General features: G+C 28.1%; 11 protein-coding genes. 6 read left to right on the forward strand and 5 right to left on the reverse strand.

The window, feature by feature from the left end; all coding sequences use genetic code 11:
* The first annotated feature begins 6 nt into the window (after positions 1-6).
* Genes lpxA through Spiro2_RS11800 form a run of 5 tightly spaced genes read left to right on the forward strand, consistent with a single transcriptional unit; the run spans position 7 to position 5,514 of the window.
* The gene (gene lpxA / locus Spiro2_RS11780; protein ID WP_338636030.1) at positions 7-840 is read left to right on the forward strand and encodes an acyl-ACP--UDP-N-acetylglucosamine O-acyltransferase; all 834 of its coding nucleotides are present in this window, start codon (positions 7-9) and stop codon (positions 838-840) included.
* A 3-nt stretch (positions 841-843) separates the two neighbouring features.
* Positions 844-2,073 (forward strand): lipid-A-disaccharide synthase, encoded by a 1,230-nt coding sequence (lpxB, locus tag Spiro2_RS11785; protein WP_338636031.1) that lies wholly within the window; start codon positions 844-846, stop codon positions 2,071-2,073.
* A complete protein-coding gene (locus tag Spiro2_RS11790; RefSeq protein ID WP_338636032.1) occupies positions 2,070-3,800 on the forward strand; it encodes an ABC transporter ATP-binding protein in 1,731 nt (576 codons plus the stop codon). Before lpxB ends, Spiro2_RS11790 begins: the two co-directional genes overlap by 4 nt.
* Entirely contained in the window at positions 3,801-5,021 is a 1,221-nt protein-coding gene (locus Spiro2_RS11795; RefSeq protein WP_338636033.1) for a tetraacyldisaccharide 4'-kinase, read from the forward strand. It abuts the gene before it with no gap.
* A 37-nt stretch (positions 5,022-5,058) separates the two neighbouring features.
* Positions 5,059-5,514, forward strand: a complete 456-nt coding sequence (locus tag Spiro2_RS11800; RefSeq protein ID WP_338636034.1) for an NUDIX domain-containing protein — start codon at positions 5,059-5,061, stop codon at positions 5,512-5,514.
* Here Spiro2_RS11800 and Spiro2_RS11805 read toward each other — a convergent pair.
* The 5 genes from Spiro2_RS11805 to Spiro2_RS11825 all read right to left on the reverse strand — a co-directional run bounded on the left by Spiro2_RS11805 (position 5,504) and on the right by Spiro2_RS11825 (position 11,495).
* Positions 5,504-7,072: a HAMP domain-containing methyl-accepting chemotaxis protein gene (locus tag Spiro2_RS11805; RefSeq protein ID WP_338636035.1), complete on the reverse strand. Its 1,569-nt coding sequence runs from the start codon at positions 7,070-7,072 to the stop codon at positions 5,504-5,506. The two genes, Spiro2_RS11800 and Spiro2_RS11805, sit on opposite strands and share 11 nt — an antisense overlap.
* 141 nt (positions 7,073-7,213) lie before the next feature.
* Positions 7,214-7,828 carry an NUDIX hydrolase gene (locus Spiro2_RS11810; RefSeq protein WP_338636036.1) on the reverse strand — a complete coding sequence of 205 codons (615 nt, stop codon included), beginning with the start codon at positions 7,826-7,828 and terminating at the stop codon, positions 7,214-7,216.
* Entirely contained in the window at positions 7,828-9,066 is a 1,239-nt protein-coding gene (locus Spiro2_RS11815) for a small ribosomal subunit Rsm22 family protein (RefSeq protein ID WP_338636037.1), read from the reverse strand. Before Spiro2_RS11815 ends, Spiro2_RS11810 begins: the two co-directional genes overlap by 1 nt.
* 7 nt (positions 9,067-9,073) lie before the next feature.
* Positions 9,074-10,090: an endolytic transglycosylase MltG gene (gene mltG, locus Spiro2_RS11820; RefSeq protein ID WP_338636038.1), complete on the reverse strand. Its 1,017-nt coding sequence runs from the start codon at positions 10,088-10,090 to the stop codon at positions 9,074-9,076.
* Position 10,091: 1 nt separating this feature from the next.
* Positions 10,092-11,495 carry a hypothetical protein gene (locus Spiro2_RS11825; protein WP_338636040.1) on the reverse strand — a complete coding sequence of 468 codons (1,404 nt, stop codon included), beginning with the start codon at positions 11,493-11,495 and terminating at the stop codon, positions 10,092-10,094.
* A 58-nt stretch (positions 11,496-11,553) separates the two neighbouring features.
* Here Spiro2_RS11825 and nadC point away from each other — a divergent pair, with 58 nt between their 5' ends.
* Complete coding sequence (nadC, locus tag Spiro2_RS11830) at positions 11,554-12,507, forward strand: carboxylating nicotinate-nucleotide diphosphorylase (protein WP_338636042.1); 954 nt, start codon at positions 11,554-11,556, stop codon at positions 12,505-12,507.
* The last annotated feature ends 13 nt before the right edge of the window (positions 12,508-12,520 follow it).

Raw genomic sequence — 12,520 nt, forward strand, 5'->3', positions numbered from 1 at the left:
TACTATATGACAAGTGCTTCCGTAAAAATTCATCCAACAGCAATTATAGAAGATGGCGCAGAAATTGATACTGGAGTCACTATAGGACCATATGCGATTATCGGTAAGCATGTAAGAATAGCAAAAAATACTCAAATACATGCTCATAGCCTAATAACAGGACACACCCATATTGGTGAAGAAAATCAAATTTATAGTTATGCTTCTGTAGGAAATACACCGCAAGATTTAAAATATAAAGGTGAGCCTACTCAATTAATTATCGGCGATAGAAATATTATACGCGAATTTACAACCCTTCAACCCGGAACTGTGCAAGGCGGTGGAAAAACAACCATTGGTAATGAAAACTTATTTATGGCTTATACACACATTGCGCACGATTGTTTTGTAGGGAATCAAAATATATTAGCAAACGGTACACAACTTGCAGGACACGTCACAATACATAATATGACAGTGATCGGTGGCTTATCTGCTGTTCACCAATTTGTTCATATTGGAGACATGGCTATGCTTGCTGGCGGCACCTTAGCACATAAAGACATACCCCCCTATTGTATGTCAGAAGGCAGATTCAACAGCCTTGCATTAAGAGGTCTAAATTTTGAAGGCTTACGCCGCCGAAATATATCGTTAGATACGCGGAATGCTTTAAAAGAAGCCTACAAAAGAATTTTTTTAAAGAGCACTATCACAATTGATGATGTTTTTAACTCAATTTCTCACCTGATGCACATTCCAGAAATCGACAATTTTGTTAATTTCATAAAAAATTCAAAGCGCGGAGTTGCAGTCGCACGAGATTCAATAAAAAAAGAATCTGAAACACAAGAGTGATGCATGAAACCAGTAAAACAAGGTGGTATCTGTATTGTTGCAGGAGAAGCAAGTGGCGATCTTCAAGCAGCTCTATTGATTAAATCTTTAAAAGAAGAGTTTAAAAATAAAAATATTACCAACTATTTTTTTTGGGGTTCCTGCGGTCCTAATATGCGTCAAGAAGAGGTTGATGAAGTTATAAGAGTAGAGGATTTGGCGGTACTTGGAATTACCGAAATTATTTCTCACTATTCTCAAATTTCAGCTGCCTACAAAAAGTTATTACATCAAATTATTATTAGAAAACCAGACGCTATTATTTTAGTTGATTACCCAGGATTTAATTTAAGATTACTTCAAGATATTTACGCATTAGGCTTTACTACAATATATCATATTCCTCCAAAAGCTTGGTCACATGGCGTTTATCGTACCGAAATTTTAAAAAAATATTGTCACCTTGTTACAAGTATTTTGCCGTTTGAAACTAGTTTTTTTAAAGATCACAAAGTAAACACATGTTTTGTAGGTAATCCTTTAAAAGATAATATTGATGAATATATTGCTAAAAATAATATTAAAAAAATTCCATTTAAAATTGGATTACTTCCAGGAAGTCGTAAAAGCGAAATCAATAGGCTTTTGCCAATTTTAATTGAATCATTTATAATCATTTCAAGAGAAAATAAAAATATCATAGGAGCAATTCCAATTGCTCCTACTCTTGATATAAATTTTGTAAAAAACGTTGCATACAACACAGCGAAATTGCATAATTTTAATAAAGAGTGGATTGATAATAAAATTGAATTTGGTCTAAATAATTCTTATGAAGTTATGTCTTCATCAAGCTACGCTTGGGTTTGTTCGGGTACAGCTACTTTAGAAACAGCATTTTTTAACACACCAATGTCTGTAATATACAAAACATCATCTATTTCAGCATTTATTATTAAAAAAATAATTAAAGTTAAATATGTTTCTTTAGTTAATTTAACTGCAAATAAAGAAGTTGTGCCTGAATTTTTACAAGAAGACGCTCAACCAAAAAATTTGGTTGAGCACGCTTTAAAAGTTTTTAGCAATAACCAATATACACAAGAAATGGTGCAAGAATTTGAAAGAATAAAAAATCAATTTCCCCCCAATGCTGGCAAAAATGCTGCAATTGCGATATTAAAATGTATAGAAAAATATAATTACCCAGGTGTCAATAAATTTGCTTTACATAAATTTCAGGCAAAAACATGAAACAGCAAAGTACTAAAAATTTTATCAAAACTTTATGGTTCTCTGGTAAAAAAGATTTGTTACTCGGGCTACCGTGGCTTCCAATATACTCAATAGCAGAAATCATAATTGCATTATCATTAACAACTCTTCTTCAATTAGTTTTTATATCAACTCCAAGAATTCAAGTTGGCGAACTGGTTCCTGGCCAATTAAAAAACATAATTTCATTTAGTCAAACATTAGATCGAAGAGATCTGATTTTTATAATTCCAATAATTATTATTACTGCTTCATTAATAAAACTTATTTCTGCATTTATGAGTAGTTATTTTACAGAAAGAGCAGGTCATAAAGTTGCGCACACACTTCGAGAACAAATGCTTAAAGGATTTATCTCTTCACCAGGAAATAAACTAGATCAAAAAAATCCTGACTATATTGCAAATCAACTGATGCAAGACACAACACTTTTACAAGGAGCTGTTAGCAAAGGCACAATCAGTGCGGTTAGAGACTTTCTTGTGTTAATTGGTATAATTATAACAATGCTATTTATTTCTTGGCAAACATTTTTAATTGGTATTTGTATTTTTGTACCATTAGGAATTATATTTAAAAAAATTGCAAAAAAAATTAATTATTACACTCGAGAAAGTCAAAAACATCAAATTGGAATTTCTGCAAGATTTATTTCAAGCCACAATGGACTACTTACAATTAATGCACTGAGAAGTCATCAAAGAGAAGAATCAGACTTTAATGACTTAAATTTTAATAACTATTCATTTATGAAAAAAAGCATATTTGTAAGAACATTTTTTTCACCTAGTATCGAATTTTTAGCAGCATTAATATTAGGTATTATATTTGTTTTAAAACTAAACTATACCGAAGTATTTAAGTCTACAATTTATGCCTCAATGCTCATATTACTTATTTTTTCGTTTAGATATATTAAAAATATTGCAGGAGCAATCACTTTTTTTAGCGAAATTAGAGTTGTTTTTCAACGAGTTTACTTGTTTTTAGATGATTTTAAAACTAGTACCAATAATATATTAACCCCAATTTCTTATAATTCAGCGAATTCTATTGAAGCGAATCAAGTATCTTACACAACAGAAGATCATCAAAATATAATAATTAATTGTTCTCTGAAGATAGCCAAAGGAAGTAAAATTGCGTTTATTGGGGAAAGTGGTGCTGGCAAAACCACTATGCTAAGAATGCTCGCTGGTTTATTAATACCTTCTAAAGGAAGTATTTCTATTGAACCTGAATTTTTATATGCATCTCAATCACCTTATCTTTTTAAAGGAACAATAAAAGAAAATATTATATACTCTGAACAAAAAATACCAGATCATATTGCTGATGAAAAAGTTAAAGATTTAATCATTGCACTTTCTCTAGCTTATTCGGAATCTGGATCAAAAATTATGATGGATAAAAATCTAGGTTTTTTAGGTGAAGGGCTATCTGGTGGCGAAAAAGCACGGGTTGCTTTAGCAAGAACACTTTTTGTCTCACCAAAACTAATTTTACTAGATGAACCTACTGCAAATTTAGACGCAGAATCTGCGCAGCTCTTTTGGAAAGCAGTACGTTCATGGAAAAATAAAGACTCCGAACATACTATTGTTACAGTGTGTCATGTACTACAAGAAATAAAAGATTTTGACCTTTGCTATGTTTTTGCAAACGGAAAAATCATAAATAAATGCTCTCCTAAGGAATTATTTTAAATGTCAAAATCCATAGGCCAAAAAATCAGAAAACAGCTTGATTTGCCATGGAAAGATAAGAACAAATTATTTTTTTTATTTTTTCCACTTTTATTTTTTATATCATTAGCAATTCATGTAATTTCTAAAAAAAAACGTGAAAAATCATACCTAAAACTTTATTCCTTTTTTGATTCTAAACAAAGTGGTTTTAAAATTGTTTGTATCGGGAACGTAATTTTGGGGGGGACAGGAAAATCTCCTTTAGTTCGTAAATGTGCATTAGAATACCTTAACAAAGGATATCTTGTTGCAATTGCTTCAAGAGGTGTTGGAAAAAATATAGTTCCTGTTAACATAGGTAAAAATTATAATGTCGATAAATTATCTCTACTCTCTGATGAAAATAGAGAACATTATGAAATTTTAAATCATGACTCATTTAAAAATTCAAAATTTTATATCTTACAATCTAAAAAGAGACTTGAATCACTTAAATTTTTTTTAAATGAAATACATATCAATAATTATGATATTAATAAAACTATTTTTATTTTAGATGATGGTTTACAACATTTTTCTTGCCCCAGAGATTATAACATCTGTGTTTGGTCTCCTAATATCCTGATCAATAGCCCAAATTTTTGTATTCCAATTGGTCCTTATCGTGAAGGATTTGGAAAAGATTCTTTTATAAATTTATTAAATAATTTTGATTTTAGATTTTGGTCAAGAACAAAATTTGAAAATCGCGATCAATTTAAAGAAAATTTAATAAAATCCTTAGAACAATATCAAATAAAACCTAGCCAAAAAGATCTCATTATTCAATATAAAAATAATTTTTATACTATTAATACTTCTCATCAAGATTTTATTAATATCCAAAATGAAATTGACGAAGTTCAGGCTATAAAATATTTTTATGATATAGATACAATTACTATAATTACAGGGATTGCTAATCCTGAAAATTTTATTATTGATTTAAAAAATATTATAAATAATAAAAAAATTAAGCATATTTTTTTAGATGATCATTCTAATTTAACAAATCATTCAATTAGTCTACTAGAAAATTCTCAATGTTTGATGATTACTTTAAAAGATTTATTTAGGTGGCATCAAAATCCTAAATTCTATAAATCTATAAAAAATAAAAAAATAATTGGATGCACTATAGATGCAAATTTATTAAATCTCGAATATAATACGATTAGCTTTGAAAGTATTTTAACATAAAATAATTTTATATATATTTAACTTAAAAAGGTACCAAATGTTTAGAGAAAATGTTGCCGCACTTATACGTTATAAAAATAGATATTTAGGCTGTTTTCGTTCTGATCACAGAACCTGGCAAAATGTCCAAGGCGGAATTGAAAAAACAGATAAAAACCCAATGGATGCGATAATTCGCGAAACCAAAGAAGAGCTTGGCGTTACAGAAAAAGATTTTAAAATTATTTACCAATCAATTTACTGGCGTCGGTATTTTTTTCCAAAAGAGATTTTAAAAAAAAATCGCTTTAAAGGAAATATTGGACAAGAGCAGCTTTGGTTTTTAATAGAACTACAAGATTTCAATGCAATTAAACTCGAAAAATCAGCTGGAGAGTTTAGTAAAGTTGATCTATTTGCGATTCAAGACTTAATTAATTTCTATTCCTCATGGAAAAAATCTAGTTTTTACGACTTTTGTAGGGAGTTAGATTTATTATCTTTTAAGAACTAACAATATATTTTAATTCTTCTGTTATATTGCTAATTTCTTTTGCTTTCTCTGTTAAATTGCTTGCAGATTGGTATGACTGACTAGCTACATTACTATTAAGCTGTGCAACATTTTCAAGCTGATTGACTGCTTCAACAATTTCTAAAATACCCAATTCTTCTTCTTTTGCTGCTAAAGTAATATCATTCACTGATTTATTTACCAAAGTTACATTTTCAACAACATTTTGCATAGCAATATCAAAACTTTTTGTAATATTTGTAGTTTCTTGTATGCTGTCGTTTCCAATTTTAAAAAATTTTTCGACTTCAGTTGTTGAAGAAATAATAATATCATTTACTGTTTCAATACTTTGTTTTAAAAGTTCATTAATTTCTTTTGCAGCATCACCACTCATTTTTGCTAGATTTCCAACTTCTTCAGCGACAACAGAAAATCCTCTTCCTTGATCTCCCGCCCGAGCAGCCTCTACAGAAGCATTAAAAGATAGTAACTTAGTTTTAAATACAATTTCGTTAATAACCTGAGTTTTTGCTGCAACTTCAGAAATCACTTTTGTAATTTCTGTAATTTTCTTATTGCTTATTTTCACCTGATCAAAAACTTGAGCGTAACTCGATTTAATCTTTTGAATACTTAAAATCACATCTGCCATTGTGTTTTTACCTTCATTTACAGACGCCTCACTCTGTTTAGAAGTTTGATTAGATTGCAATGCAAATTCTGATGTCTTTTTAATCATAGTGCTAATTTGCTGAATTGCTGCAGCTGTTTTTTGTAACGAATCATTCTGCTGAGTCGCTGAACTACTTAAAGATTGAGAAGTTTTATTCATCTCATTAGAAAGATTTTTCACGTCATCAACCTGAGTGACTAATTTTACAACAACGTTATCAATTGATGAAGCAATTTTTCTAAAAAAGTAATAGCTTATTAATAAAGTTAAAATTAGGCTAAAAATCATAATCAAAACACTAAATAATTTTAATATATTAGAAACATTCTCGATTTTTAATATTTCAACCTCACTACTTTTTTCAATTTTTGTAGATAATTTTTCCATTTCTTCTTCTAAAATTTTAAAGATTTTTAAAAAATTTTGGAATTCAGCTAAATAATCATTCTTTTTATTTAAAGAAGAGTGAATTACTTTTTTTCCACTTTCAACATATTTATTAAGTATAGGTTCAGTCTTTAAAATTTCTTCATGAATTAAAGAATCAGTATTAATTTTTTTTACATTATTAATATACTCTATTATTTTAATAGACATTTCATTACTATCAGTTAAAATTTCTTTTTTATCTTCATCATCTATTACAATATATTGTGATAACACTGCCCTTGTTACATTACCTTTTAAACCATCATGCAGCATATCAACTAATAAAATATTTTTTAACAAAGGAAAAAATTTATTAAAAGATTCATCCATATTTTTATTAGAAACATATGAAGAATATATTCCAAATAATCCTAAAAAAACTAAATTAAAAAGTACGCTAAATACTAAAATTTTAAAACGCTTTTTTAATGTAAAATTTTTATCGAAATCCATAGCAAACCTAAAACATCCAATAAGTGATAAATATATTTGTTTATCGGAGTATATTTAATTAAATGTAATGAAGTATTTTTATTATAAAATTACAAAATTATAAAAAATATTCAAATATTTCCTTTAACAAACATGGATTTACTATTTAATAAAATGATTGATACGGATTAGCAAGTCTTTCAAAATATTGCCAGTCGCTCCCCAAATATCCAATTCTCCAATTTCTTTAATAAAAATAGGAAAATGCCATACTTCTCTTGTGATTTTCATAATTTTACGTTCTTCAGACCAACAAGGAATATTTAATAATTCTTTAAATGATAGCAAAAAATAACAGCTTACTTCGCTTTCATTACAAAAAAATTCTACATTTTCGTAAAGTAGTGCACAATAAGGTTTGATTCTAAATCCAGAACGCGCAAAAGAATCATTCAACTTAAAAGTTGTCACAATGTCTTTTTTATTTAAACTAATTTCTTCTTCTGACTCACGAATTGCAGCAATTAAAGGCTTTTCATTAGGCAAAACTTTTCCACCCGGGAAAGAAACTTCTCCTCCATGCAATCTTAAATGTTTTGCCCTAACAGTAAAAAGAACTCTCCATTCTAAAAGATTTATTTGATCGTTAAACCAATCTTCATAAGGACAAAAAATTGGCACCAAAACAGCTGAGTTTTTTGAAAAAAAAGGAGTTGTCTCGTCAAGGCCATGGATTGTTTCTAGTTTATTAAAAAAAGATATTATTTTTTTATCCATTAATTACGTTCTTTAGTTCTAATATAAAGTTCCAAGTTATCATTAATACGATTTCCTCTATGATACTCCTTTTGACTTTCATCCGCTACCACATAAGCAGATTCTAAATCTCCTTCTTTTGTACATAATAAAACCTTATTTATTCCATTTTTATTATGTAACATATCATTAAATTCTTCAAAATTTCCAGAAACTAAATTATTTTTAATATAGGTAGCTAAGTTTTTATTTGAATCAACACGTATTCTAAATTCATCGCTAACAGCTCTAGCAAAATACAAATCTAATTTTTTATAAATCCCTTTTTGAAAAATTAAGTATGAATAATTTAATTCATAATGATCTAATTTTGTATATTTATCAATTAGACAAATTGTTTTTGGAGGATTCCAAGAATGCTTAAACCAACACCAATCCTGTCGGGATGTTTTGCCAGAAAGAGGACATTTTTTATTATGTGGACATGGAGAAACAATTGAGCAGTCATTAACGATTTCTAAAAATTCGTCTCTTAAATTGCTGAGAGACTTTGCATGTTCAACTTGACCAGGCTCTAAAATTAAAATAAGCCCGTTTTCAACAGTATGATCAAACAAATTTTGTAAGTTTTTTAAACGAAACTTTTCTGGTAATTCATTAAAAACGTTTATGCAAGTTACTATATGAATTTGTTTTAAGATTTTTTCAGTTGAAGAAATATGTTCAATAAAAATTTCAGCATTTTCAATTTTAGATTTTTCAATTAAAGTCGCCCCTTGCTGCATTACTTTTTTAGCTCGATCAATAGCATAAATAAAAATCTTTTTTGGTTTATTTAAATTTGGATTTTTACTGTAAATATACTCTAAAGATGCTAAAATACCTACAGTCCCACTTAAAGGCCCGCAACCAAAGTCAGCAATTACAAGTTCTTCAACATTATCATTAAGTAATTTCTCAATTGAATAAGTATTTTCTTTTCTAACTAATATAGAAAAAACTCGTTCGATGTTTGGAAGCAGAAATGAAGCTAAATAAGATTTAATATTTACAGAAGAGTCCATGTAATGTTTATCAAGATTTTTTCTATCTTTATTAAAAGATGCCCAAAGTTTTAATACATGAGATGCAATACTTTGCGATAATTTTTTTTCTTGTGTGGTATCTAAATTTGATAAACCAATAAAATTTTCCCAGTTTTCAATATATTTTTGTACATTAAAAAAATACTTACTCTCTACCTCATAAAAATTTCTCATTAAAATTTTATTCCTTTGACTTTTTCGATCTCAAAAAAATGAGGTAATTCTTAACAGCATTATTATGATCACGAAGATTTTTACTAAAAACATGGCTTCCATCACCTTTTGCAACAAAATAAAGATCTTGGGAGATAGGAGATAAAGTTGCCATTAAAGCTCCTTTTCCTGGACTAGCAATAGGACCAGGCGGAAGACCATAGTTGGTATAAGTATTATATGGAGTTGGAGTTAGCAAATCTTTTTTAGTGATATTGCCTTTATATCTATTCCACATTCCATATATAACAGTAGGATCGGCTTGCAATTTCATTTTTATTTTTAATCTATTCCAGTATACACCTGCCACTCTTTGCAACTCACTATCTACTGATGTTTCTTTTTCAACTATTGAAGCGAGAGTTATATATTCTAAAGGTTTTAATCCTATTTTTTTAGCTTCTTCAAGCATATTTGTGTTAACATTTTTTTTAAATTCTGTTAAAAAAACTTTCACAATATTTTTGGGCGCTAAATTTGGGTCAAAAATGTAAGTCTCAGGAAATAAAAAACCCTCTAAATTTTTTATACTAGCATCAAAATCTAAATAATCAATTAACTCTTTAGAGAACATTAAATCTAACCATTTGATTTTACTAGCAGTAGGAAAATATTGATTCAACAATTCTGCAGTTTGATAAATATTTAACCCTTCTGGAACCGTTATTTTAATTTTTTCTGTATCACCTTTTCTAAGTTTGCTTATTATTTCACTTGGCGTAATCCCTTGATAAAATTTATATGTACCAACTTTTAAATTACTTGTTACTCCTACGAACTTCGCATAAAATATTAATAATTTTGGTTTAGATATTATATTTTCCTTTTCTAAATCATATGCTACCTTAGAAAAACTAAATCCATCTTTTAAATTATATAAAAAATCATTTTCACTAATTTTTATCGGATTATTTAACCAATACATAAAATATAATAAAGGAAAAACAACAAAAATAAAAAATGTATAAAAAATTATTTTTTTCATATTAAATGTTCCAAAGTTTTTTTGCTAAGTTAATTCTTAATTCATTAATATTAGGAGCTAACTTAATATCTGAATAATTCCAAATGATCTTCGACAATTTCCTAGATTCTAAAAGTGCTGATTGAACGTCTTCTTCGCTGCATTCATAAAAATCATTTTCATTTAATAAAAAATATTTACTACATGAAGTATATTCGTTATAAATAAATATTCTAGGACATTTTTTTATTCCATATTTTTTTCTTTTGGCTGTTCTATTTGTTAGTAAAATATGGTACTGCTCATTTTTATTTTCATCAACACAAAACCAAAACGAAGTACCTGTATATCCTAAATGCCCAAAAACTTTATTTTTATATAAATCCCAATCCTTTATACCAGATACTGAATTTTCTTTAGAGGGTGTATCTAAACCAAAAACAAATTGATTATTTACCTTACTTATATAATTTTTAGAATTTAAAATTTTTCTTTGACTATTAATCAATTTTTTTACTGCAATTTTAACATCAATTATATTTCCAAAAAAACCTGCATGGCCAGAAACAATGCTATTTTCTCTAAAATAAGACAAAAAATTTGCATTGTTATCATTACAAAATCCATATTTAAATTTGTTTTTTTTAATTAATGAAATTTCATCCTTATTTATAGACATATAAGAATAAAATGGAATAAAATTATTAATTTTTTCTAAATGAATACTTGAATGATAAAAGTTCGTATTTAAATTATTATTTAAAAAATTAATCAACCCAATCCATCCATTATTATCTAAAAAATTATCTTCAACTATTCTTGCTAATAAAAAATAGTTGACATCTGAATAGCAATTATTACCGTAACTAATGTTATCAAACGACTTAATTACGCTATTATTTAAATTAATTTTCACTTTATTAATAAAATTTTTATCTTTTTTATTAATTAAAACATCATAATAAGTATTACTTTGATCCCACAAAGCACTACCCATCCAAAACCATTTTTTTGCTCCCGAATAATGAGATAAAAAAGAATCTAGTGTGTATCTATTTTTATGATTTATTAAATGATCAAGCAGATTTTTGTTTACTCCACTTTTATTTAAATCTATATTAATCTCTTTTAAAGGATTTAGTAATATTTTTATATAATCATCTTTAAATTTTTCTCTAAAAAATAGATTAATAAAAAATGGTTTTGTCAAACTAGAAAGATCAAAACAAGGATGTAGATTATCGTTATTTTTTTTATTATTAATAGAATACTCATCTGCCCAATATGCAGACATACAGCCATTCTGATTTGCAAATGACCAGGATGTAAAATTATTATTATTTACCTTCTCTTCAAGCTCTATTGCACACTGCAAAAAACTTTCTGGAAGCGTAGAAGATAGTATTTTTTGAATTGTAAAATTCATGTTATGAGTACCCTGCCTTGGATGTCCTTGGCAATTAATCATACTTATAGGGTGCACTATGGATCTTACTAAAGTAAAGCCTCATTGCCCGTTTTCAATGCCAAAAAAAGAGCTATTGCAGTCTGATTTTAATCATTTTTGCAACGCAAAACTTGGATTAGCCCCAAATAAGGTTCAAGCAGATCTCTTAAGGTGGCTTGATGAGGACCATGGCTCAGGAGACCCTTCTTTATATTCGGGTATAACTGACGTTCAGCTAGCAAATTTTTATATTGTTGCCAAACAAAACTTTACTCTTTGCGGTTTGAACATCATGCAAGAGATATTTTATTTAGCATCGGGTGGTGAAATCAAACTCTTTTCAGATGTTAAAGATGGAGAGCTTGTCGAAAAGAGGGATATAATATTAGGAGGTATTGCAAATACAACCAGTATTCTCTTAGCAGAGCGGACAGCGCTTAATATTGGTGCAAAATTATCTGGAATTTCTACAAAAACCAAATTAATTTTAAGTGAAATTCGGAAATACTCAGAAGATGTTAATCTGCTAGAAACAAGAAAAACGACGCCTGGATTAAGAATCTATGAAAAGTATGCAACTCGTACTGCAGGTGCAAGAAATCATAGACATGGACTTGACTGCGGCGCTATGCTAAAAGAAAACCATTTAAGAAGTATTGGCAGTATCGAAATTGCTTTAGATAATCTTACAAATAATGCGCCAATTCTTACAAAAATTGAAATAGAAGTTACAAATTTAACTGAATTTCGTGCAGCATTAAAAAAACAACCTGATGTCATTATGTTAGATAATTTTTCTAATGATGACATTAAAATAGCAGTGCAAGAAAAAAATAATTACAACAAAAATATCAAGTTAGAGCTAAGTGGCAATTTAGATGAAAAAAATATAAATGAAATTAGTACAATTGGTGTTAACTATCTCAGTATGGGGGCTTTAATTCATAAAGCTTCTTGGGTGGATATCAGTTTGCAGCTCTATTTATCTTAAAGGTAACAATAAT

This window comes from Spirobacillus cienkowskii (assembly GCF_037081835.1).
GTDB classification, from domain to species: Bacteria; Bdellovibrionota_B; Oligoflexia; order Silvanigrellales; family Silvanigrellaceae; genus Silvanigrella; species Silvanigrella cienkowskii.

Excerpts from the sequence above, each read along its gene's own strand:
- lpxA (WP_338636030.1), top strand. The coding sequence starts at position 7 with ATGACAAGTGCTTCCGTAAAAATTCATCCAACAGCAATTATAGAAGAT.
- lpxB (WP_338636031.1), top strand. The coding sequence starts at position 844 with ATGAAACCAGTAAAACAAGGTGGTATCTGTATTGTTGCAGGAGAAGCA.
- Spiro2_RS11790 (WP_338636032.1), top strand. The coding sequence starts at position 2,070 with ATGAAACAGCAAAGTACTAAAAATTTTATCAAAACTTTATGGTTCTCT.
- Spiro2_RS11810 (WP_338636036.1), bottom strand. The coding sequence starts at position 7,828 with ATGGATAAAAAAATAATATCTTTTTTTAATAAACTAGAAACAATCCAT.
- Spiro2_RS11805 (WP_338636035.1), bottom strand. The coding sequence starts at position 7,072 with ATGGATTTCGATAAAAATTTTACATTAAAAAAGCGTTTTAAAATTTTA.
- Spiro2_RS11795 (WP_338636033.1), top strand. The coding sequence starts at position 3,801 with ATGTCAAAATCCATAGGCCAAAAAATCAGAAAACAGCTTGATTTGCCA.
- mltG (WP_338636038.1), bottom strand. The coding sequence starts at position 10,090 with ATGAAAAAAATAATTTTTTATACATTTTTTATTTTTGTTGTTTTTCCT.
- Spiro2_RS11815 (WP_338636037.1), bottom strand. The coding sequence starts at position 9,066 with ATGAGAAATTTTTATGAGGTAGAGAGTAAGTATTTTTTTAATGTACAA.
- nadC (WP_338636042.1), top strand. The coding sequence starts at position 11,554 with ATGGATCTTACTAAAGTAAAGCCTCATTGCCCGTTTTCAATGCCAAAA.
- Spiro2_RS11800 (WP_338636034.1), top strand. The coding sequence starts at position 5,059 with ATGTTTAGAGAAAATGTTGCCGCACTTATACGTTATAAAAATAGATAT.
- Spiro2_RS11825 (WP_338636040.1), bottom strand. The coding sequence starts at position 11,495 with ATGAATTTTACAATTCAAAAAATACTATCTTCTACGCTTCCAGAAAGT.